The 22,261-nt window shown below is 44.1% G+C and carries 17 protein-coding genes, 1 tRNA gene and 3 rRNA genes; 6 read left to right on the top strand and 15 right to left on the bottom strand.

Going from position 1 to position 22,261, the window contains the following annotated elements:
* Positions 1-26: 26 nt before the first annotated feature.
* The 8 genes from SUN_RS00260 to rpmI all read right to left on the bottom strand — a co-directional run bounded on the left by SUN_RS00260 (position 27) and on the right by rpmI (position 7,117).
* A complete protein-coding gene (locus tag SUN_RS00260; protein WP_011979741.1) occupies positions 27-446 on the bottom strand; it encodes a hypothetical protein in 420 nt (139 codons plus the stop codon).
* A gap of 23 nt (positions 447-469) precedes the next feature.
* Complete coding sequence (locus SUN_RS00255) at positions 470-1,945, bottom strand: NAD(P)/FAD-dependent oxidoreductase (RefSeq protein WP_011979740.1); 1,476 nt, start codon at positions 1,943-1,945, stop codon at positions 470-472.
* 9 nt (positions 1,946-1,954) lie between these two features.
* Positions 1,955-2,326: a c-type cytochrome gene (locus tag SUN_RS00250; protein ID WP_011979739.1), complete on the bottom strand. Its 372-nt coding sequence runs from the start codon at positions 2,324-2,326 to the stop codon at positions 1,955-1,957.
* A gap of 195 nt (positions 2,327-2,521) precedes the next feature.
* Positions 2,522-3,112, bottom strand: coding sequence for a DUF302 domain-containing protein (locus tag SUN_RS00245; protein ID WP_011979738.1), 591 nt, complete (start codon positions 3,110-3,112; stop codon positions 2,522-2,524).
* Positions 3,113-3,390: 278 nt separating this feature from the next.
* Positions 3,391-4,923 (bottom strand): DUF3373 family protein, encoded by a 1,533-nt coding sequence (locus SUN_RS00240; protein ID WP_011979737.1) that lies wholly within the window; start codon positions 4,921-4,923, stop codon positions 3,391-3,393.
* Positions 4,924-5,155: 232 nt separating this feature from the next.
* On the bottom strand, positions 5,156-6,259 hold the full coding sequence (locus SUN_RS00235) for a deoxyguanosinetriphosphate triphosphohydrolase (RefSeq protein WP_011979736.1): 1,104 nt from the start codon (positions 6,257-6,259) through the stop codon (positions 5,156-5,158).
* Between the two features lie 199 nt (positions 6,260-6,458).
* Positions 6,459-6,815 (bottom strand): 50S ribosomal protein L20, encoded by a 357-nt coding sequence (rplT, locus tag SUN_RS00230; protein ID WP_011979735.1) that lies wholly within the window; start codon positions 6,813-6,815, stop codon positions 6,459-6,461.
* Positions 6,816-6,925: 110 nt separating this feature from the next.
* A complete protein-coding gene (gene rpmI / locus SUN_RS00225; RefSeq protein ID WP_011979734.1) occupies positions 6,926-7,117 on the bottom strand; it encodes a 50S ribosomal protein L35 in 192 nt (63 codons plus the stop codon).
* Positions 7,118-7,330: 213 nt separating this feature from the next.
* Here rpmI and SUN_RS13895 point away from each other — a divergent pair, with 213 nt between their 5' ends.
* On the top strand, positions 7,331-8,581 hold the full coding sequence (locus SUN_RS13895) for a hypothetical protein (protein WP_349674931.1): 1,251 nt from the start codon (positions 7,331-7,333) through the stop codon (positions 8,579-8,581).
* A gap of 48 nt (positions 8,582-8,629) precedes the next feature.
* Entirely contained in the window at positions 8,630-10,261 is a 1,632-nt protein-coding gene (locus SUN_RS13890) for a MutS-related protein (protein ID WP_349674930.1), read from the top strand.
* A gap of 94 nt (positions 10,262-10,355) precedes the next feature.
* Here the strand turns inward: SUN_RS13890 and rrf are convergent.
* From rrf to SUN_RS00200, 4 genes are all read right to left on the bottom strand, one after another.
* A 5S ribosomal RNA gene (gene rrf / locus SUN_RS00215) occupies positions 10,356-10,471 on the bottom strand.
* A gap of 186 nt (positions 10,472-10,657) precedes the next feature.
* A 23S ribosomal RNA gene (locus SUN_RS00210) occupies positions 10,658-13,538 on the bottom strand.
* Between the two features lie 435 nt (positions 13,539-13,973).
* A tRNA-Ala gene (locus SUN_RS00205) sits at positions 13,974-14,049 on the bottom strand.
* A 126-nt stretch (positions 14,050-14,175) separates the two neighbouring features.
* Positions 14,176-15,686, bottom strand: a 16S ribosomal RNA gene (locus SUN_RS00200).
* The 16S, 23S and 5S rRNA genes sit together here with 1 tRNA gene alongside, the layout of an rRNA operon.
* A 420-nt stretch (positions 15,687-16,106) precedes the next feature.
* Between SUN_RS00200 and SUN_RS00195 the strand changes: the two genes are divergently transcribed.
* Complete coding sequence (locus SUN_RS00195; RefSeq protein ID WP_011979733.1) at positions 16,107-16,793, top strand: Bax inhibitor-1/YccA family protein; 687 nt, start codon at positions 16,107-16,109, stop codon at positions 16,791-16,793.
* A 38-nt stretch (positions 16,794-16,831) separates the two neighbouring features.
* On the opposite strand, the gene SUN_RS00190 is transcribed toward SUN_RS00195, so the two are convergent.
* Positions 16,832-17,560, bottom strand: a complete 729-nt coding sequence (locus SUN_RS00190; protein WP_011979732.1) for a methyltransferase domain-containing protein — start codon at positions 17,558-17,560, stop codon at positions 16,832-16,834.
* A gap of 109 nt (positions 17,561-17,669) precedes the next feature.
* On the opposite strand from SUN_RS00190, the gene secG reads away from it, so the two are divergent.
* The 3 genes from secG to pyrE all read left to right on the top strand — a co-directional run bounded on the left by secG (position 17,670) and on the right by pyrE (position 19,314).
* Entirely contained in the window at positions 17,670-18,017 is a 348-nt protein-coding gene (gene secG, locus SUN_RS00185; RefSeq protein ID WP_011979731.1) for a preprotein translocase subunit SecG, read from the top strand.
* Positions 18,018-18,148: 131 nt separating this feature from the next.
* Positions 18,149-18,706: a ribosome recycling factor gene (gene frr, locus SUN_RS00180; RefSeq protein WP_011979730.1), complete on the top strand. Its 558-nt coding sequence runs from the start codon at positions 18,149-18,151 to the stop codon at positions 18,704-18,706.
* 2 nt (positions 18,707-18,708) lie between these two features.
* A complete protein-coding gene (pyrE, locus tag SUN_RS00175) occupies positions 18,709-19,314 on the top strand; it encodes an orotate phosphoribosyltransferase (protein ID WP_011979729.1) in 606 nt (201 codons plus the stop codon).
* Between the two features lie 20 nt (positions 19,315-19,334).
* On the opposite strand, the gene SUN_RS00170 is transcribed toward pyrE, so the two are convergent.
* Together SUN_RS00170 and SUN_RS00165 are read right to left on the bottom strand one after the other, a co-directional pair.
* Positions 19,335-19,844: a PAS domain-containing protein gene (locus SUN_RS00170; RefSeq protein ID WP_011979728.1), complete on the bottom strand. Its 510-nt coding sequence runs from the start codon at positions 19,842-19,844 to the stop codon at positions 19,335-19,337.
* A 72-nt stretch (positions 19,845-19,916) separates the two neighbouring features.
* Positions 19,917-22,250, bottom strand: a complete 2,334-nt coding sequence (locus SUN_RS00165) for an ATP-binding protein (protein ID WP_011979727.1) — start codon at positions 22,248-22,250, stop codon at positions 19,917-19,919.
* Positions 22,251-22,261 lie beyond the last annotated feature (11 nt).

The raw sequence follows: 22,261 nt of genomic DNA, 5'->3' as shown, positions 1-22,261 counted from the left end.
TTTTTCTCCTTTATATTTTGATTGTATCAACCCAGCTCAAGAATAAGCTCTTTCCTTCTTGTTGATAAATGTTCCAGAATCTCTTCTCCAACATCTTCTCTGTCTTGCCATTCCGACTCTTCATGAATATTGAAAAGTTTTTTAAAATACTCATAATGGCTGTCACCACTTGTGACTTTAAAAAAATAAAATCTTCTGTAGCTCACACCGTTGATATCGCTAATGGCAATTTTTTTATTCTCACTATCTTGATACACCTCCTCTTTGATATGTTTTAAAAAAAAGTCGGATTTTTTCAGCCAGCTGTAGAGAAGCAGATCTGAAGACTTCACTACTTCATAGGTCTTTGCCGCCTCATCATCCAACTCTATCTGGTAAATGTTTTCGTCCAATTCAAAACTGTCCAGTTCATCATCGTACGTGACAAGTTCAAAACTCAATTGCATACGAAAAATCCTTCTACCATACCTTATGCTCTACCCGAAAGCATTCCATACATAGTCATCGGTTTCAGTAAATAAATTTTCATCAACCACCACATCCATCTCTCGACCGTCGGGTCAAGCGGGAATGAAGGTGTCGGTTTTACTGTCCAGTCAAATTCCGCAAGCATGACCGTACCGATATCGGTGATCAATGGACAAACCGTATAACCTGCATACTTGGCTTCGGGTTTTTTCCCGTTCATAACTGATATAAGATTATCTACAAGCACTTTGTATTGCTTTCTTGCGGATCCACCTGTTTTACCCATCGGTACCTGAGCAATATCGCCAATAGCAAATACATTCTCATATCTGATATGCTGAAGCGTCTCTTTGTTTACAGGTACCCAGCCTTTGGCAGAACCCAGATCTGATTCCGCGATCTCTCTTGGAGCGATCTGCGGTGGTACAACATGCAGGAAGTCATAAGGCACTCTTCTTTTTTCATGCTTTGGAATAACCTCGAAATCTTTCAGAACAGGGTCCCATGGACCTTTTTCCTGCCATTTAGCATCAAACACAGCCTCTTTTTTCTCTTTGTCTACTTCTATAAGGTTATGTCTGTAGTGCCACTTGAATTTTTCCCTTTTAAACTGTCCGAGGATAGCATCATGATATTCAGGCACACCGAACATTGCTCCACCGTTTGGATAGAATGTGAGTTCTGCATTCTCTCTTGCGCCTGCTTCTTTCAGCCTTGCATTGGTCAAATACATGATCTTCTTTGGGGCACCACCACATTTGATCGGTGTATTGGGATGCGTGAAAACAAAGTTTGTCTTTTTGCCGGATTTGGCCTGTGCGATGTACTTTTGCATCTGCTCCCAGGTTTTGGTTGCACCTTTGGCCGTATAGATCGAACAGATACCGTCATCACCAAGAGCCTTAAGAAGTCTCTCATTGTCGCCGGCAGAGTATGCACGACCTGCTTCCTCCAACCCTCTGATTCTTTCAAAGTCAAGCTGCAGACCCATTGCAACGATAAGGTAATCGTACGAAACAACTGTTCCTTTGTCTGTAGTCAGCTGATTCTTTTGAGGATTAAAGAGTATACCTTTCTCCTTGATCACTTTTACACCGTCCGGCACAAAATCATCTCTTTTAAAGGCAATATCGTCTTCATCCCAGATTCCGCCACCGACAAGTGTCTGGCCCGGCTGGTATGATACTGAGAGTTCCTGAGGTTCGATCACTGTAATATCAGGGTTATCCATGTGAAGTGTCAGTCTTGCCGCGGTACTCATACCTGAAAGTCCTCCACCAAGGATGACTATCTTGCCTTTGGCATTAGTTTTCTCTATCTTCTTTTCTTCTTCAGCGTGCGCACCTGTAGCACCGCCCATAAAAAGGCCGGCACCGGAAAGACCTGCCATTTTCATAGCATCTCTTCTGCTCATACCGTGAGCTGACAAGTCTTTATCCATCTTCGATAACATTTTTTCAATATACTTATTATCCATATCTATCCTTTACTTTAAACCGTTGACATATTTGGCAACAGCATCGATCTCTTCCCAGGAAAGGTCTCTTGTTGCACTTTTCATTACCGCACCATAGCCGTACTTGTTAGGGAACTGGTAATCTTTTGCTTTTATACCGCCTCTGTACTCTTTCAGCGTTTTGGCCAGTACAGCTGTATCCATTCCGGCAATTGGAGCATAGGATGCTCTTGCTATACCCGTAAAGCTTGTCTGCTTACCATCTTTTCCATGGCAGAGCGCACACTCTTTTGCATAAATTTTATCAGCCTGAGGTGGTAACAGCAAACCAGATTTGTAGGGCGCTTCAGCAGCCACAAGACCAACACCAGCCAATAGCATAGAAAAAACTACTCTTTTCATTTTCAACCTTATTTTAAATTTTTTATTTTCACTCATTTGAAAATAAATTTTCGTTGCCAAGTATAATACTTTTTCTCTTAATTGTAAAGTTTATTTATCAAAACATACAATCCAGTTCAAAAATATTTCATTTAGTAACTTTAATGTTTAATATAACTAACTATTATATACTAAAATATTCTATATTTATAGTATTTAAAAGTCGCCTTTTGCACCGAGATCCATCATTTTATACATAGTATCTCTTACATGCTCTGCCTTCACCATCATTTCAGGAGGCAGCGTGTGCCCGCCAAAAAGCATAAGCTCCATCGCCATGGTGATCAGCCATCTATCACCATTGTCATCTTCCACGATAAGGATCCTACATGGCATAAAAGCACCGAATGCCAAAGAATAATCAATAAACTGTTTTGCAATACTCGGACTGCAGTAGTGCAAGATTCTGATGTACCGATTCCCTTTACCATCTTTGATCGACTTGTCAGACATATGCGAATCACCGACCTGGACCATGTTCGCATCGGTAGCGATACTCTTCATGGCTTCTACGACATCTTCTGTAGAAACATCCGGGTCGATCTTCACCCGTCTGACCATAGCATCGGTAGCCCTACCTGTTGTAAGTACTTTGTCAAACATGTTCATATAAGCACCTATCGCTTTAGGATCAAGCTTTGAAGCTTTTTCCATCTTATCGCCCAGGTCAAACTTCACATAGGCAACAATTGCGCCAATGATAACTATGCCACCTATGACTGCCAAGAAACTTTTCAAAAATTTCATTCTTTTCCTTTCAATTTAATTATTGCATAGTTACATTAACTGAATATTACTTTGCAATAATCGTATTTTTAATATGATCTCATAATCAATACATATTATTATAACTGAACTTCTTTTAATTGTATTATATAATAATAGTTATAGAGAAAAATAGAGAGAGAAAATATTATTTCCTGATTTTATATCAATCAAATAGATTATAGTAATAAAAATACATGAGATATAGTCAGGCTATACGGAAGAGGAGCAACAAAGGGCAAGCCCTTTGTTAAATAATTTTAGAATCTGTATCTAAGGTAGATTCTGAAGTCTTGCGCTTTTTCAACGACTTGAGATGACATACCTTTTGCCATCAACATGCCTTGAGCTTGTGCCTGAGTAAGACCTGCTCCCATTAAGTCACCAATTATTCCTGCGGGGTCTTGATGTTGAATTACACCAGCCGCAGCCATTTGGTCAAATCCGGCTGCACCTGCTTTTATATCATCAATCTTAATAGAGGCCCCAGAGTAGTTACCAAAGAAGCCGTTACTTCCTGTATAGTCATAAGAGATATCAGTATATCTTGCCTGAAGGCTCAATGCATCATTGATCTGGTATGTGTAGTAAGCTTCCCAAGCATCACCACGTGCAGCGACTTTTGATCCGATCATAGTGTCTTCAGCATAAGTGAATGGTCTCCAGTACTGTGAACCATGGTTGTATTCAGCACCGAATGTACCGTATTCAGCACCTTCACCTACAGGAAGATTTGCACCAATCCACCAGGAAGTACCTGTTTCGTCATCTGGTGAACCCATCATCATTTGACCTGCGAATGGCATAGATTTACTCCATGCAAAAGAACCAAATACTTTTGCATCAGCAAAGTAACCGTCCTCTGTCAAACCATCAACCAATACAGAAAGTGCTGCTCCCTGCATATCACCAAACTGGTGGAAGTTACCATCAAATTCCGGGTTCATTGGACTTTGCTGTCCCGGGAGATCCCAAGCTTTGAACCAAGTTGCTTTTACGATGAACTGTCCATCATTGTACGGTTCAAAGATAAACCCACCTAACTTGATATCATCTAAATTATTTTCCGTGTCCGCATATGGTGTAGGACCTGTAAAAAGTGGCTCAGCATTTGTTGCACCGTATCCCAAACATACTTTGAAAGACATACCAGCTACACCCGTCACGTTTGAAAGGTCAAGCTTTGAACTCAATCCATCAAATTCAACGTTGATGATGTGACCAAGTGGAGATTGTGCGGCATCGTCTTCTCTGAGGTTTGCAAGGAAACCGGTTGTAGATGGTCTTCTACCGATAGAGAATGTCCAAGGGATATCAGCACCGAATGCTTTGTCACCAAGATAGAGCCAGTATGCCTGTCTTACTTTCAGGCTGTTGTCTGTCAATGCTTCGTTTCCTGTCCAGTCGAACATTCCACCCATACTAAGGGCTCTTGTCTTATTGTTGGCAGTACCAAAATCAGCACCGAACGCTTTGTTCATGGAAAGCTGACCTTTAAATACATTGTGGCTGTCTGGTGCATACGCCATATTTAGCCAAAGTCTCATAGAAAGAAGTGAATCATTACCTACAGAGCTACCATCAGCCATATCATAGTTGATATTGTCATACGCTGTTCTGAAGTCTACACCCCATTTGATGTTGTCATTTGCAGATTGGGCATTAATTTTCCCCTGCTTTACTTTTAGTTTATCGATTTGAGCTTGAAGGTTTGCGATATCGTCCGCTGTAGAACCGAATGCAAAACTTGTAGCTGCCGCTGCCATTACTGACAAAGATACAATCTTTTTCATGTTTACTCCTGTAGTTTTTATATGTTTGTCCAAAAACATGTAAATACAGTTTAAAACAATAACCTTAAGGCTAACCTTAAATTAACAAAAAATTAATAGAAATTCAAATTATTTAATATATAGTTATTATAATTATTAGGATATATTGGGTCCTTAGAAGGATATATAAGAAATTAAACTAATTTTTATAAGTAAATAAAAAATTAACGTACTAACTGATAAAAAGACGTCACTACAGTGTCAATCCATACAACTCATGATAGGTTTTCATGGCGTATCTGTCCGTCATATCGGCGATATGGTCTGCGATCACCCGTTCTTTGGTACGGACATCCAGCAAAGCTTTCTGGTATGGAGGCAAAAGATCCTGGTCTTCCCTGAATGCTTTGTAGAGGCCTTTGATACACTGTTTGCCCGCATGCATCTTTCGTACGATCTTCTCATGCCGGTAGAGTTTGGTCAGCAACAGTTTCTTCAGTCGCTTCAGCTGTCTTGCCTTTTCTTTGGAAAAACCTACGGGCAGCTTCTGTGTCGCTTCGAGCGTTGCGCAGATAGGCATCTCCTCCCGGTATGTTTCTGCACCTACTTTTGAATGGACAATGAAATCTTCCACCAGCAGTTTGATAAGCCCCGCTACAAAACGGTGACGGTAGAGCGGTTCACCTCTTACAACACCCTCTTCCTGTACCATGGCATCCACACTCAGGCACAGTTCATCCTGCAAAAGCTCCTCAAAAGAGATAAGTCCATATTTGACACCGTCATCAATATCATGCGAAGTATAGGCGATCTCATCGGCATGGTCCACGACCATCGCTTCAAGAGAGGGATGTTTGTCAAAAGCAAAACGTGTATCCAGCCCTTCTAGGAAAGGTTTTTTGTAAGGGTATGAATGCTTCAGCACCCCTTCGAGCGTAGCAAAGGTCAGATTGAGCCCGTCAAATTCCTTGTAACGCTTCTCCAGTTTTGTCAACACCCGAAATGACTGGAAATTATGCTCAAAACCAAGTGCCCTGCCGTCTTCTTTCAGCAGTCTGTCCAGTTCATCTCCGCCTACATGCCCGAAAGGGGTATGTCCCAGGTCATGTGAAAGTGCGATCACTTCGGAAAGCGTCTCGTTCAGCCCAAGCATCCTGGAGAGTGTCCTTGCTATCTGGCTGACCTCCAAAGAATGTGTCAACCGTGTACGGAAGTAATCACCTTCATGGTTCAAAAAAACCTGTGTCTTGTACTCAAGCCTGCGAAATGAGCTGCAGTGTAATACCCTGTCCCTGTCTCTTGCAAAAGGTTCCCTGAAATCTTCCCGGAATGTATGAAATCGCTGAGTTGACTGCATGAAATACCTTTTGTAGGTTCTTTATTTGCTATTGTAACCAAAATCATCTCGCATTTACGTCATCCTGAACTTGTTTCAGGATCTAATTAGGATATGTAAATTGTTGTGGGGATTCTGAAACAAGTTCAGAATGACGTGTTTTTAATTAAGAAAAAAAGGGGAAGAGGAGCCAAGGCCCCTCAAAAGATAGAGGGCAGGCTTATTTAGTCAGTGCCGCTTTGGAAGCATCTGCTATTTTAGTGAATGACTCAGGACTGTTCATTGCCATATCGGCAAGGATTTTTCTGTCAAGTTCGATATTTGCAAGCTTGAGACCATGCATGAATCTTGAATAGTTCAAGTCATTGAGTCTTGCCGCCGCATTGATACGAACGATCCAGAGCTTTCTGAAATCTCTTTTCTTCTGTCTTCTATCTCTGTAAGCATATACAAGTGAACGCTCGAGTTGTTCTTTCGCTTTTCTGAAATGTTTTCTTCTACCGCTGTAGAACCCTCTTGCCTGTTTTAATAGTCTTTTATGACGTCTGTGTCTTACAACACCAGTTTTTACTCTCATGGTTTTCCTTTACCTTATCTTTTTAGAATCTTAAGAATCGGTGTCAAACATTCTCTCTGTTTGAACTTGCCCCTGATCGGGGGAAATAGTACTGACTAACCAAAAATCTCTTAGTTGATCATCTCTTTGATGTTTTTGGCATCTACTGTATCGACATGTTTGGAACTTCTCATTTGTCTATGGTGTTTACCATCGACTTTTGTAAGAATGTGACTTCTATATGCAGTCCCTCTTTTGATCTTGCCGCTTTTTTTCACTTTAAAACGCTTAACAGCGCCTTTTACGCTTTTCATTTTTGGCATATGCTTACTCCCTATAGAATTTTTCATGTCCGACAGACTAAACGTTTATCGACATAAAATGGGACGATATTATACCCAAATTATCTGAAAAGTTTATGAATGTATTATCTATGTTCCGACCGTTCCGGTTCCGAAGCTACAAACATGAAGCAGTTCATGTTTGCTTAACGCTTCTCATGATAAAATCTATACTATTAAATCAGAGGGCGATCCGTGGATAAAGCAGCAGAGATACTTTCCCAGAAGAACAAGCTTCTAACAGAAGTTTATTTCGATCTGCAGCGCTACTTTGAAGAAAAATACGGCAAAGACGCCCTCGTCCTCATGGAAATCGGTACTTTCTTTGAAACCTATGAAGTGAACAATGACGACCTGAAAATAGGCAAGGCAAAAGAGATTGCCGAACTGCTGAATATCCAATTGACACGAAAAAGCAAAGCCATTCTGGAGAATTCCATCTCCAATCCCCTGCTTGCCGGAGTACCTGCCGTTTCGCTCGACCGCTACCTATCACGGCTCATCGCTACCAAGAAATACACCATCATCGTCGTAAAACAGAAAGGGGAGATGCCCAACGTAAAGCGCTATGTGGCAAACATCATCTCTCCGGGTACCAACTTCGAGTACCTTTCCGAACCCAGCGAGAACAATATCGTTTCACTGGTGATCGATGAGAATGCCGGGATATACTCGGTGGGATACGCCGCTATTGATGTCAGTACGGGCAAGACTATCTGTAATGAGATACATTCGACACGTGATGACAAGACCTATGCGCTCGATGAAGCCTTTAATCTCCTGCAGACCTACAGTACTTCAGAAGTGATCATCACCCTGGAAAGCAAAGAGATTGACAAAGAGTGGATCATCCACTATCTTGAGCTCTCTTCTCTGCACTACAGCATTAACACGAAGCGTTTCAGGATTACTTTTCAAAATGAACTCTTTACCCGTATCTTTGAGATCAACTCTTTTCTCTCCGCTATCGAATATCTGGACCTTGAGCGTCATCCCTACACGACAGAGTCTCTGGCAATCCTTATAGACTTCATCATCGAGCATGACGAAAGCATTATCGAGAAGATGAACCGGCCGCAATTTCTTGGCAACAGCCGATACATGTACATCGGAAACAATGCCATGGAACAACTTTCCGTCATTTCGAGGGATCCTGCCGACATCACGCTGCTCGACCTCATAGACAAAACCTCCACAGCTTTCGGGAAACGCCTACTTAAGGAGAGGCTGCTCAATCCCATATGTGACAGGGAACTGCTTGAAGAGCGTTATGACCTGACAGAGAAACTTCTCCCGAACATTGACCGTTTCGAGACCCACCTCAAACAGATATATGATCTTGAGCGCATCGCGCGACGGATCAAACTACGCAAACTCCATCCGGTGGAACTTACCTACATTGCCATGTCCCTGGAATCCATACTAAACCTACTTGAAGATGCATAGGAGAATGCACTCGAAATAGACAACAGACTGCTGGATGAAAGCAGGGAGATGCTTACGGTACTTGAAGAAACCTTTGAACTGAACATCTGTGCACGCTTCCGCATTGAACAGATCAATGACAATATCTTTAAAAGCGGTATCTACCCGGCTATTGATACTATTGTCAAAAAGCAGCAGAACGAAGTGGACAAGATGGACAGCGTCGCCGAGCATGTTGAAGCCCTGTTCGACAAAGACAAACTCTTCAGCGGCAATACAAAATATGCAACAGTGAGCTATCTGGAAAGCGAAGGATACTACCTCAATCTGACAAAGAGCCGCTTTACCCTGATAGAAAAAGAGTTGAAGAACTCATTTGTCACCATTGACAACCAGCACCACTTCTTCAAGGATTTTCACTACAAGTATCTCAAGAACGCCGTAAAGGTTCAGGCACCGCTTTTTGAAGAGATCACCCGTTCCTATGAGACAGCACAGGTCAAACTGGTCTCACTCGTCAAGCAGCGATACATTGAAAGTCTCGATATGCTGGAAAATCGTTTTTCTTTGCTGCTTGACAAGCTCATTGCCTTCATTGCCAATATCGACGTTGCCATCTCCAATGCCAAATGCAGCCGAAACATGAACCTCTCCCGTCCCATCATAGAAGAAGGGAACTTCTATGAAGCGATCGGCCTACGCCATCCCATCATAGAAGCCAACGACGAACGGGGAATCTATGTACCCAACGATATTTTCCTGGGAGAAAATAACAATACGGCACACAATCATATTACTCTCAATGCCAGCAACGGTGAGGATGTCTACGGTATGCTTCTCTACGGCATAAACTCTTCAGGGAAATCCTCTCTGATGAAAAGTATCGGTCTATCGGTCGTACTTGCACAGGCCGGATTCTTTGTTCCGGCAGTAGAGCTTCGTTTCGGTCTTTATAATAAACTGTTCACAAGGATCGTCTCCAAAGACAATCTTTACAAAGGACTTTCTACTTTTGCCATTGAAATGCTCGAACTCAAAAATATATTCAACAGGGCAGATGAGCATTCATTGGTCCTTGGAGATGAGATAAGCCAGGGGACAGAGACAGAATCTGCCCTTGCTATCGTCTCAAGTGCCATACTCAAACTGATCTCTCTGAGATCAACTTTCATTTTTGCCACACATTTGCATCAGCTGGGCAACATACCACAGTTACAGAACCTCGATCATCTCATCTTCCTGCATCTTGGCATCAGGTATGACGAAGACAACGATACCCTCATTTACAACAGAGTACTGCAGCTTGGGCAGGGGGACAGTCTTTACGGCCTGGAATTTGCCAAGTCTCTGCATATGGACAAGGGCTTCCTGCAAACAGCCCAAAGCATCAGAGAGAACCTGAACCATTCAGGCAGCGATATCAAAAAACTGCGAACACAAAAAAGCAGCAAATATAACAAAGCACTTTATCTCAGTAAGTGCGCATTGTGCGATGCCAATGTCGAAGATGTCCATCATATAGCTGAACAGAAAGAGGCAAATCAAGACGGACAGATAGACCACTTCCACAAGAACCATAAATACAACCTCATACCGCTCTGCAAAAAACACCACAATCTCGTCCATGAAGGAAAGATCATCATCTCAGGTTTCGTGATGACGTCGGACGGATTGAAGTTGCATTATGAGGTGAAAGAATAAAGTAGTTGATGAGATAAAAATATAGTTGTGGTAAAAAGTAAAATGGGATAAAAAACAAAGTGATTAAAAAGAGAAGAAGTCAATGTAAAACTCAAAGTGGCAGCGACCTACATTCCCACAGACGTAGCCTGCAGTATTATCGGCGATGGGAGGCTTGACTTCCAGGTTCGGAATGGAGCTGGGTATGACCCTCCCTCTAGCCCCACCACTAAGAGAGAGATGAACACCGTAGTGTGCATGTCTCTCTTTGCTTTTGGAAAGCTTGAGAAACTTAGTATTGTTAAGAGCCTAAATAATGTTTACAATTACAATCTGCAAGTACCTTTTTCTGAACGCTCAGCGCTAAGCGCTAAACGCTCTGCCTTGCACTTAGCAAGGTAGTACCTATTGAAGAATAAAGTAAATACAAACGATCTATTAGTACTGGTCAGCTAAATGACTTTCATCACTTACACACCCAGCCTATCAACGCAGTAGTCTTCTGCGGATCTTCAGGGAAGATTCATCTTGGAGTTGGCTTCCCGCTTAGATGCTTTCAGCGGTTATCACATCCGAACATAGCTACCCAGCGATGCCCTTGGCAGGACAACTGGTACACCAGTGGTTCGTTCACCCCGGTCCTCTCGTACTAGGGGCAACTCTCCTCAATCTTCCAACGCCCACGGCAGATAGGGACCGAACTGTCTCACGACGTTCTGAACCCAGCTCGCGTACCGCTTTAAATGGCGAACAGCCATACCCTTGGGACCTGCTTCAGCCCCAGGATGCGATGAGCCGACATCGAGGTGCCAAACCTCCCCGTCGATGTGAGCTCTTGGGGGAGATCAGCCTGTTATCCCCGGCGTACCTTTTATCCTTTGAGCGATGGCCCTTCCACACAGAACCACCGGATCACTATGACCGACTTTCGTCTCTGCTCGACATGTACGTCTCGCAGTTAAGCTGGCTTGTACCATTATACTCTGCGATGGATTTCCAACCCATCTGAGCCAACCTTTGTAAGCCTCCGTTACTTTTTAGGAGGCGACCGCCCCAGTCAAACTACCCACCAGACATTGTCCTCCGCCGGGATAACCGGCGCAAGTTAGCAATCAGAATATATAAGGGTGGTATCTCAAGGATGGCTCCGCTGCAGCTAGCGCCACAGCATCAAAGCCTCCCACCTATCCTGCACAAATATATCCCAATTGCAGTGTCAAGCTATAGTAAAGGTGCACGGGGTCTTTCCGTCTTGCCGCGGGTAGGAGGAATTTTCACCTCCACTACAATTTCACTGGATCCCTGGTCGAGACAGCTCCCATCTCGTTACGCCATTCATGCAGGTCGGTATTTAACCGACAAGGAATTTCGCTACCTTAGGACCGTTATAGTTACGGCCGCCGTTTACTTGGGCTTCGATCAAGAGCTTCGTTCCGAAGAACTAACCCCATCAATTAACCTTCAAGCACCGGGCAGGCGTCACACCTTATACATCCTCTTGCGAGTTAGCAAAGTGCTGTGTTTTTGATAAACAGTCGGGAGGGACTCTTTGTTGCAACCTCTTTGGCTTTCGGACGCGAAGTCCTATACCAAAGGAGGCACACCTTATTCCGAAGTTACGGTGCTAGTTTGCAGAGTTCCTTAACCAGGGTTCTTCCACGCGCCTTAGAATACTCATCTCACCCACCTGTGTCGGTTTACGGTACGGGCAACTATTAATACACTTAGAGGCTTTTCTTGGCACGACGGTATCAACGATTCTGGCTTTACTCCGAAGAGCGCAGCCAGCCTGTCAGGTCTCGAAAACAGCCGGCGGATTTTCCTATCCGGCTTATCTACACCCTTCGAGCCACTATTCCATCAGTGACCTCGTTTAACCCTATGCGTCCCCCCTTCGTACTAAACTAATAGTTGGTATCGGAATATTAACCGATTTGCCATCGCTTACCCCTTTCGGACTCAGCTTAGGACCCGACTAACCCTACATTGACGAGCATCGTGTAGGAACCCTTGGGTTTTCGGCGAACGGGATTCTCACCCGTTTTATCGCTACTCATGCCTGCATGCTCACTTCTAGCCGCTCCACCACTCCTTACCGGTATGGCTTCAATGCTGACTAGAACGCTCTCCTACCACTTGAACTATTGTTCAAATCTACAGCTTCGGTGTCTATTTTAGCCCCGTTATATTTTCGGCGCAGAATCGCTAGACCAGTGAGCTGTTACGCTTTCTTTAAAGGATGGCTGCTTCTAAGCCAACCTCCTGGTTGTCTAAGCAACTCCACATCCTTTTCCACTTAAATAGAACTTTGGGACCTTAGCTGGTAGTCTGGGCTGTTTCCCTTTCGACGGTGGATTTTATCACCCATCGCCTGACTGCCATGAATTCACATGAGGTATTCGGAGTTTGACTGGGTTTGGTACCTTGGTATAGGCCCTAGCCCAATCAGTGCTCTACCCCCTCATGTTTCGAACATGACGCTATACCTAAATATATTTCGGAGAGAACCAGCTATCACTAAGTTTGATTGGCCTTTCACCCCTATCCACAGGTCATCGGAGAAGTTTTAAACCTTCACCCGTTCGGTCCTCCACTAGCTCTTACACCAGCTTCAACCTGCCCATGGATAGATCACTTAGTTTCGGGTCTACAGCAACTAACTTGGCGCCCTATTCAGACTCGCTTTCGCTACGGCTTCTCGTTTGATTAACCTTGCTAGTCACCATAACTCGCAGGCTCATTATGCAAAAGGCAGTCCATCACCCTGTATAAAACATAGGGCTCTGAATGATTGTAGGCAGATGGTTTCAGGTTCTATTTCACTCCGCTTGCCGCGGTTCTTTTCACCTTTCCCTCACGGTACTGGTTCACTATCGATCCTGGAGTAGTATTTAGCCTTGGAAGGTGGTCCTCCCATTTTCAGTCAGGGTTACACGTGTCCCGACCTACTCGAATAGTCCATGGTTAGTTTTCGTTTACGGGACTTTCACCCTCTACGGTCAAGCATTCCAGCTTATTCTACTAACACCCCACAGAGTTTAGGGCTAATCCCATTTCGCTCGCCGCTACTTTGGGAATCTCGGTTGATTTCTTTTCCTGCAGGTACTGAGATGTTTCACTTCCCTGCGTTCGCTCTCTCGAAAGAGTAACATGACTCGCGCCATGCTGGGTTGCCCCATTCGGAAACCCGGGGATCAAAGCTTCTTGGCAGCTCCCCCCGGCTTATCGCAGCCTAGTACGTCCTTCATCGCCTCTCCTGGTCTAGGCATCCACCATCTGCCCTTAGATTAATTTGACTTAATTCTAAGGTACTACCTTATTAAATGCAAAATGAACTGTTTGTGTCTTACCACTTTGGTTCGTTTTTTGTATGTTTAATAAGTTGAAGATTTCTTACGTCTTCTAATTTATTGAGTTTCTTGCACATGAAAGATATTAAGTCTGAAGAACAAGTTCTTCTTGTTAATATTTTCTGTTAAATTGTAATTGTTTTGTAAAATTTGATTCAAACGTTTATAAATAAACATTCTCTTCGCGTTTTGCAACATTACGTTAGACTCTTAACAATAATAAGTTAAATAACTTTAGGTGTAAAACCTAATATAAATACTCTTGGATGAATATTTATATTAAGTTTTTTCTTCCACATGATTTCGTGTAGATTGTGCGAAATATTTTAAACGAAGCGTACCAAGGTACGTGAGTTTCAAACTTTCGTGCAATATGCATGAAATGGTGGAGAATAACGGGATCGAACCGATGACCTCCTGCGTGCAAAGCAGGCGCTCTCCCAGCTGAGCTAATTCCCCAAATTAAGTCAAAGATCCCAATGATCTTTATCAACCAAACATAAGCTACTGAATAAACAGTGCAAACAAACCATCGTCTTATCGATTGTGATAATACTCTGTGAGGAAATATCATCTATACTCTTGAAAGGAGGTGATCCAACCGCAGGTTCTCCTACGGTTACCTTGTTACGACTTCACCCCAGTCGCTGATCCCACCGTGGAGGGTAGCCAGTTTAGCTTCCCCGCTTCGGGTGAAATCAACTCCCATGGTGTGACGGGCGGTGAGTACAAGACCCGGGAACGTATTCACCGTAGCATAGCTGATCTACGATTACTAGTGATTCCAGCTTCATGTAGTCGAGTTGCAGACTACAATCCGAACTGAGAACAGGTTTATAGATTTGCTCCACCTCGCGGTATCGCGTCTCATTGTCCTGCCCATTGTAGCACGTGTGTTGCCCTGGCCGTAAGGGCCATGATGACTTGACGTCGTCCTCACCTTCCTCCTCCTTGCGAAGGCAGTCTCACTAGAGTCCTCGGCCGAACCGTTAGTAACTAGTGACGAGGGTTGCGCTCGTTGCGGGACTTAACCCAACATCTCACGACACGAGCTGACGACAGCCGTGCAGCACCTGTTTTCGAGCTCCCGAAGGCACTCCAGCATCTCTGCCGGATTCTCTCAATGTCAAGGCCAGGTAAGGTTCTTCGCGTATCTTCGAATTAAACCACATGCTCCACCACTTGTGCGGGTCCCCGTCTATTCCTTTGAGTTTTAATCTTGCGACCGTACTCCCCAGGCGGAATGTTTAATGCGTTAGCTGCATCACCGAAGACACTAGGCCTCCGACGACTAACATTCATCGTTTAGGGCGTGGACTACCAGGGTATCTAATCCTGTTTGCTCCCCACGCTTTCGCGCCTCAGCGTCAGTACTGTTCCAGAAGATCGCCTTCGCTTTTGGTATTCCTAGTTATCTCTACGGATTTTACCCCTACACAACTAATTCCATCTTCCCCTCCCAGACTCTAGCCTAATAGTTTTGGATGCAGTTCTATGGTTGAGCCATAGGCTTTCACATCCAACTTAAAAGGCCGCCTGCGCGCGCTTTACGCCCAGTGATTCCGAGTAACGCTTGCACCCTCCGTATTACCGCGGCTGCTGGCACGGAGTTAGCCGGTGCTTATTCATATGGTACCGTCATTATCTTCCCATATAAAAGGAGTTTACACACCGAAATGCGTCATCCTCCACGCGGCGTTGCTGCATCAGAGTTTCCTCCATTGTGCAATATTCCCCACTGCTGCCTCCCGTAGGAGTCTGGACCGTGTCTCAGTTCCAGTGTGGCTGATCATCCTCTCAGACCAGCTAGGCGTCATTGGCTTGGTAGGCTCTTACCCCACCAACTACCTGATACCATATAGTCTCATCCCTTGGCGAAAAAACATTTCCCAACTTTAATTAATAAAGAAGGAGTATGAGGTATTAATCACCGTTTCCAGTGGCTATCCCTCTCCAAGGGGCAAATTAACTATACATTACTCACCCGTCCGCCACTTAGCTGACACTCTAGCAAGCTAGAGCCGTTCTCGTTCGACTTGCATGTGTTAAGCACGCCGCCAGCGTTCACTCTGAGCCAGGATCAAACTCTCCATTATAAAATAGAATGGTTTGAACCATTGTCAGAATCACTTAAGTTATTTCTACTTAAGTTAATTCATATCACTTTTTTGTTAAAAAGTGCAAAAATTAAATCTCAAATAGACGTTGATTTGTTTACTTATATTTGGTTGTCAAAGATCACTCAATAACACTCTTTCTAGCAACTCGCTAGCCGTCCATGTGTTGTTGGACGCGTATTATAGCACCGAAGTTCTTATTTGTCAAGGGTTTTTTTGGTTTTAGAGAAAATTTATCGCTTTTTCCTTATATCTTACATTATTATATAAGGGATTTATTCTTTGGGACATCTGTTATATTGAATTGACGTAAAAACAAATTGATTAACCTTATATTAATCTCCTGCGATTATACTTGCACTACATTTAACAAATTACTATATTAACAAAGGAAACAAAATGGCTTTATATGACAGAGATTATGCCTCCGCACAAGCTGGAGTTGCACGGGAAGAAGCTTCAGTCAGCTTTATGAAAAAAACGTACCAGCTTCTGGCGGTAAGTATGATAGCGGCGGCAGCCGGTGCATACGTGACGATGCCTTATGCAGAGGCGATTATGCAGTTTAAATGGTTCATCTTCGGTGCGGAACTGCTTGTACTCTTTTTCGGACTGAGTATGACAAGAAACAAACCAGGCCTTAATCTTGCAATGCTCTTCCTCTTTACCTTCCTCACGGGGGTATCTTTGGTGCCGCTTCTGGCTTCACTCATCGGTATGGGCAACGGTGCGGTCATCGGGAATGCATTCCTGATGACATCTGTGCTTTTCGGGGCACTCAGTCTCTTTGCGATTAACAGCAAATCTGACTACTCAAGCTGGGGTAAACCGTTGTTCATTACACTGATCATCGTAATCATTGCGTCACTGGTGAACTACTTCCTCCTTCAGAGCCCTATGATGCACATCATTATCACTGCTGGGATCCTGCTTCTGTTCTCACTGTTCACGATCTATGATACGCAGAACATTGCGAACGGTGCATATGATTCACCGGTCGATGCAGCGGTATCACTTTACATTGACTTCCTTAATATGTTCGTAACACTTTTACAGTTGCTTGGCATTTTCGGGAGTGATGACTAGACGATAAATTGTTTTTGTCGGGGTAAGAATACCCCGGCTTACCTACTTTTCGCTTCTACAAACAAGACTTCAAATTCGAGATAATCCAGCGGATAACTTTTCATCAGCGCTTTTGTCTCTTTGTATCCCAATTTCTTTTCTCCCCCGCTGACACCGCTTTTTTTGATGTAACGGAACATCTCATGCACAGAATCGAAATGCAGTTTGTACTGGCGCAGTTCATATTTGGCATCATAATACCTTTCCACCACCGCTTTGAGCCGTTCCGTATTATGTATCGGTGAATCAATACCTGCACACTGATGTAGTGTCTTGAATGTGTTGGAGGTAAAGATGGCGAAATATGCCCGGGGGGCAAGTTGGGAGAGCTTGGAGAAAGTAGCTTCTGGATCTGTGCTCCACTGAAGCGCGGAAGAAGAAAGCAGAAGCGTATTTTCATTTTTCTCCAAAGGATCAAAGGTCTCTAGACAGTTGAAATCTGCACAGATTTTTTCTACAGACTGTTCATTCGGATGAATATTTAGCATTTCCAAAGAAGAATCCAGTGCAATAAAACGTTCAAAAGAGATATGTTCAGAGAGAAGGCTATGGTAGACTTTACCACTTCCCGCACCGATATCGATGATCGTTCCATAATTCTTTTCAGACAGTTTTGAGACAAGAGTATTTGCTACTTCAGACTGTATGATATTGTACCGGTCATACACTTTGGCAAAACGCGAAAACTCTTTGATCGCGCCTGATATCCCTGTCTCTTTTCTCTTCAAAACTGCTCCAATGTTACTATTTATCACTATTTCAATATAGTTTGGGTATAATCGCCGAAATTATACCCAAATTTGATTTGGGCTACTCATAAACAGTAAAGAGGCATCAATGACATCAACACTATTAATCGTACAAATTGTACTGGCGATCGCTATTACGATCGCTATACTTCTACAAAAAAGTTCAAGTATCGGACTGGGTGCATACAGTGGAAGTAACGAATCTGTATTCGGAGCAAAAGGGCCGACAGGTTTTCTTGCGAAGCTAACTTTCTCCCTTGCTTTCCTTTTCATCGTCAACACATTGGCACTCGGTTATCTCTACACTTCACAGAATAGTGCTTCTGTCGTAGACGAAATCACACCGAAGAACAATGCCGTTATTCCTGCAGCACCTGCCACAGCACCGGAAAAACCTTCTGCACCTGCGGCACCGAAAGCACCGGCTACAAAATAATACCCACCATTAATACGTCGGGATATCTTTATCTCGACCTATATCTTCACCTCACCTCCCTTAAAACATACATTCACCTTCAAAGGTAAAAAAAGGTAAAATTCATTCAAATAATCCTCCAGGAGAGAATCATGGTCAATGAAATTTTTGAACACACCAAAGAAAATATGGATAAAAGTCTCGAAGCACTTAAACGTGACTTCGCATCATTGCGAACAGGAAAGGTCACTACCAATATCGTCGACAATATCAAAGTCGATTACTATGGAACACCTACACCATTGAACCAGGTGGGAAGCGTCATCGCTACGGATGCAACGACTATCAGCATCACACCATGGGAAAAAAACCTCCTCAGTGACATCGAAAGAGCCATTCAGGAAGCGAACATCGGCGTGAACCCGAATAACGACGGTGACTTCATCAAACTTTTCTTCCCGCCAATGACTAGTGAACAGAGACAGGAGATCGTCAAACAGGCAAAAGCCATGGCGGAGAATGCCAGAGTGGCTATCAGAAACATTCGTAAAGATGCGAACAACAAGATCAAAAAGCTTGAAAAAGATAAAGAGATCTCGGAAGACGAGTCCAAAAGAGCACACGATGAGATCCAAAAGATCACAGATGACCATATTGGTATGGTCGATGAGCTCTTCAAAGCAAAAGAAGCGGATATCCTAAAGGTATAGTGATGAATGTCGAACAGGTATACAAAGATGCCAATGCCCTTTTGGAAGGGCACTTTCTTCTTGCCAGCGGTAACCATTCCAGCCGATACCTCCAAAGTGCCAAGGTATTGGAGTATCCCCAGAAGGCATCCCTGCTTACAGATGCACTTGCTGAAATGATCAGAGAGAACGGAATTGAAGTCGATACGGTTTGTGCTCCCGCACTCGGCGGAGTGATCGCCGGCTACGAACTGGCACGCTCGCTTGGTGTCCGTTCGATCTTCGTTGAAAAAAAAGAGAGTGGTATGGAACTTCGCCGCGGGTTCGAGGTATCTCCGGGTGAAAAGATCATTATTTGTGAAGATATCATCACTACAGGCGGTTCCGCTTTGAAAGCGGCAGAGGCCATTGAAGCACTGGGTGCCAAAGTAGTCGCTTTCGCTTCCCTTGCGAACAGAGGATTCTGTAAGCGCGTCGGTGGCAGCAATGAAGCCAAAAGTGAATGCAAACTGCCAAAAGATGTGCCGTTCTTTGCGCTGGAAGATTTTACTTTTGAGATGTACACTCCAGAAGAGTGTCCCATGTGTAAAGAGGGAAGTACTGCTATTAAGCCAGGTAGTAAAGGATAGTACTTTTCAGTATGCGCTTCCTAAAAAGCGCAGGCACTTTCACCCAAATAAACTTCACCACAGAATTGGCCGCGGACAGTCTCTTCTCCTGAAGCCCTCATCATTTCATATTCTTCTTTCAGCTCTTCGAGCTTGGAGCCATCCATCTCTCTTCGTGTTGCCATATAACCGACAATCTTGCCCATCTCATTGACCTTTGGTTGGATGAGAAGTTCAGTCCAGTAGGAGATTCCCTCTTTGTTCATATTCTGCACCAAACCGCTCCAGGTCTTGCCTTCATTAGTCAGGTTACAGGCATCCTTAAAAATACTTGCAGGCATATCGGGATGCAAGTGCATACAGTGAGGTGAACCAACCACCTCTTCTTTGCTGTAACCGCTTGTTTCCACAAATCTTTTGTTGGCATAGGTAATGATCCTGTCGCTATCCGTCTCTACAACGAGCGGTTTCCCCGTATAAACATATTCCTCACCATTAGGCTCCTGCCGCTCCATCGATTTTTCCGTCTTGCTGTTTACATATGTTGACACACACCGTTCCTTATTATTGACTATATCTATTAATCATTTTTTATTATATACAAAGTTTTGTTAAGTTTCTCTTTACGATACTCGCCATACAATGGCACAACTCTCTATATCGATATCCGTCCGTCTCGGCTTGAGCTTAAAACTCTCGATTGTGCAGTTTTCTATGTTGTATTTCTCACTGAGTTTGTCGATTTTCTCTTCAAGTTCGTCATTCAGTGCATCGATGTCATCCTGCACTTTGGCAACTCTCTCTTCTGCGCGGCTCATCTCTCCATGCTCTTTGAGTATGCGCCCTCCCTTGCTGATGGTGCGCCCTATCTTCGTCGGGGATGTCTTGCCGAAAAGCGCTCCCAGAACAGAGATACCCATTTCGATCATTGACGAGGTGGAATCGGAGGACTCCTTTGCCACCCTTTCCTGCGCACGAAGCAGCCTGTCCTGCAGTACTTTCTCTTTGGAAGCATATCGTGTTTTGAGTTTCTCTATCTCATCCTCTTTTTTCTGCTGTAGCACATCCTGTACACTGACAATGAAATCTGAACGCGATTCTCCTGGCCTGGATTCGAGTTTCGGTGACCTACACCGATAAAGCTCCAGTCCCTCTTCCTGGTAGAGATATGCTTTCAACTCCCGAATGGTATGCTTCAGCCCTCTGTCCTCAAGTATCATCTTTGGCAGGTCATAATATTGTGCATTTTTCGGTGCAATATGCGGTAGATTGGTAAAATCCAATTCTTCTTTCCGGGCATCTTCCCAGGAAACTTGCTGCAGCTTGGCATCAAGTTCCAAACCAAGTAAAAGATGTTTCTCCTCATCGATACCTTTGCTTTGGTTGAAAAAATGCACTGTGACCTTCGCTCCGATCGTAGGAAAATAGATGTTCTGCTGCGAGGGATCCGGCTCATAGTACTGAGGGATGGAAGTATCGATATTCTGGAAAGAGCCTAATCGGTCATTCTTTCTCACCAGTGTTTCAATACTTTTCTCCTCTATGCCCTGCTCAGCTTTCTGTGTCTCCATCAACACAGATATCTCATCTCTTTTGAGCGGGCCTTTGAGATAGCTCAGCACCCATCTTGTCGTAAAGAGACGGATATCATCAAGATGCGCACTTTTAAGGAAGAAGGTCCTTTTCTTGAGGTTCGCCAGCAGTGTTTTGATTTCATTTTTGTCAAAATTCGAACCGATCTTTCCTCCCAGTCCGTCTATAACACGTTCAATATCCTGTGTGGTCTGCAGCCTGCCGATAAACCAGGTTCCGATGTTGGAGAGACCTTTATAGTCAAGATCGACAGGGTTCTGCGTGCTGAGTACCACTCCCACACCAAAAGCGCGTGCCTGTTTGAGCATCAGCAGCATAGGCTCCTTGCTCGGAGGGTTCTTCGTCGGCGGGAAGTAACCGAATATCTCATCCATATAGAGCAGGGTTTTGAGTGTCGAAGTACCACTCTGTCTGCGCATCCATGCAATGTATTTGTTCAGCAGCAGCGTTACAAAGAACATACGCTCGTCATCGTTAAGGTGTGCAATGGAAAAGATGGCGATCTTCGCCTTGCCATTCTCGTCATACAGCAGTTTCTGAATATCAAGATTATCCCCCTGCAGCCAGAGAGAAAAGCTGGGGCTTGCCAGAAGCGCATTGAACTTGGTCGCCAGTTTGAAACGCGCATCCTGCGGGTAGAAGTCATCGAGGGGAAGGACACCAATCTTTTTGAATGGAGGTTTAAGGATCCGGCCTATGATGGTTTCGATACTCAGGTCTTCTTTAGTCAACCAGGCTTGTGTGATGATCTGTGCCAGTAGGATATACTCTTTGGAGTCAAGCGGATCGGCAGTAATTCCAACAAGGGAGAGCAGTGAGGTCGTAGTACTCTTGAGGTAGGCATTAAAGATATCACTTTCCTCCATGATCTGTGCGGGGGGTAACTCAAGCGAGGACATGATATTGATAGCTACACCGGCAGATGAACCCGGAGTATAGATAGTTTTGGGAACTGCATGAAATTTTTCAACACGCGAAGCATCCTGTCCAAAACTCTCTATCCCCTCTTTCCACATCGTTGCAATCTTCTGTGCATACTTGGCAGGGTCTTCCTCCTTGGAAAGTGCTTCATCCTTCACCCAGGGTTCAAAGGTTTTGGCAGAGAAGGAAGGGTCACTCAGGCAAAGGTCTCCCATATCGCCTTTGGGATCTATAATGATCGAAGGGATGTTGTCAATGGCAGCCTCTTCGATAATGCCTACACCCAGCCCTGTTTTCCCCGAACCGGTCATACCGATGATCGCAGCATGTGTTGTGAAGTTCTTGTTCTTCAGCAGTGTCAGTGCTTCTACAGGCTCCATTGTTGCTTTGTCAACATCTTTACCAAGATAGAACAGCCCCAGTTTTTCATAGATTTCTTTCATACGTCATCCTC

The organism is Sulfurovum sp. NBC37-1 (assembly GCF_000010345.1).
GTDB lineage: Bacteria > Campylobacterota > Campylobacteria > Campylobacterales > Sulfurovaceae > Sulfurovum.
The sequence above is the reverse complement of the archived record's forward strand: the minus strand, read 5'-3'. Positions and strand labels throughout refer to the sequence as shown.

Bases quoted from the DNA above. Each gene is read 5' to 3' on its own strand.
- SUN_RS00245 (WP_011979738.1), bottom strand. From the start codon at position 3,112: ATGAAATTTTTGAAAAGTTTCTTGGCAGTCATAGGTGGCATAGTTATC.
- SUN_RS00240 (WP_011979737.1), bottom strand. From the start codon at position 4,923: ATGAAAAAGATTGTATCTTTGTCAGTAATGGCAGCGGCAGCTACAAGT.
- secG (WP_011979731.1), top strand. From the start codon at position 17,670: ATGACATCAACACTATTAATCGTACAAATTGTACTGGCGATCGCTATT.
- SUN_RS00235 (WP_011979736.1), bottom strand. From the start codon at position 6,259: ATGCAGTCAACTCAGCGATTTCATACATTCCGGGAAGATTTCAGGGAA.
- pyrE (WP_011979729.1), top strand. From the start codon at position 18,709: ATGAATGTCGAACAGGTATACAAAGATGCCAATGCCCTTTTGGAAGGG.
- SUN_RS00255 (WP_011979740.1), bottom strand. From the start codon at position 1,945: ATGGATAATAAGTATATTGAAAAAATGTTATCGAAGATGGATAAAGAC.
- frr (WP_011979730.1), top strand. From the start codon at position 18,149: ATGGTCAATGAAATTTTTGAACACACCAAAGAAAATATGGATAAAAGT.
- SUN_RS13890 (WP_349674930.1), top strand. From the start codon at position 8,630: ATGCTTACGGTACTTGAAGAAACCTTTGAACTGAACATCTGTGCACGC.
- SUN_RS00260 (WP_011979741.1), bottom strand. From the start codon at position 446: ATGCAATTGAGTTTTGAACTTGTCACGTACGATGATGAACTGGACAGT.
- rplT (WP_011979735.1), bottom strand. From the start codon at position 6,815: ATGAGAGTAAAAACTGGTGTTGTAAGACACAGACGTCATAAAAGACTA.
- SUN_RS00250 (WP_011979739.1), bottom strand. From the start codon at position 2,326: ATGAAAAGAGTAGTTTTTTCTATGCTATTGGCTGGTGTTGGTCTTGTG.
- SUN_RS00165 (WP_011979727.1), bottom strand. From the start codon at position 22,250: ATGAAAGAAATCTATGAAAAACTGGGGCTGTTCTATCTTGGTAAAGAT.
- rpmI (WP_011979734.1), bottom strand. From the start codon at position 7,117: ATGCCAAAAATGAAAAGCGTAAAAGGCGCTGTTAAGCGTTTTAAAGTG.
- SUN_RS00195 (WP_011979733.1), top strand. From the start codon at position 16,107: ATGGCTTTATATGACAGAGATTATGCCTCCGCACAAGCTGGAGTTGCA.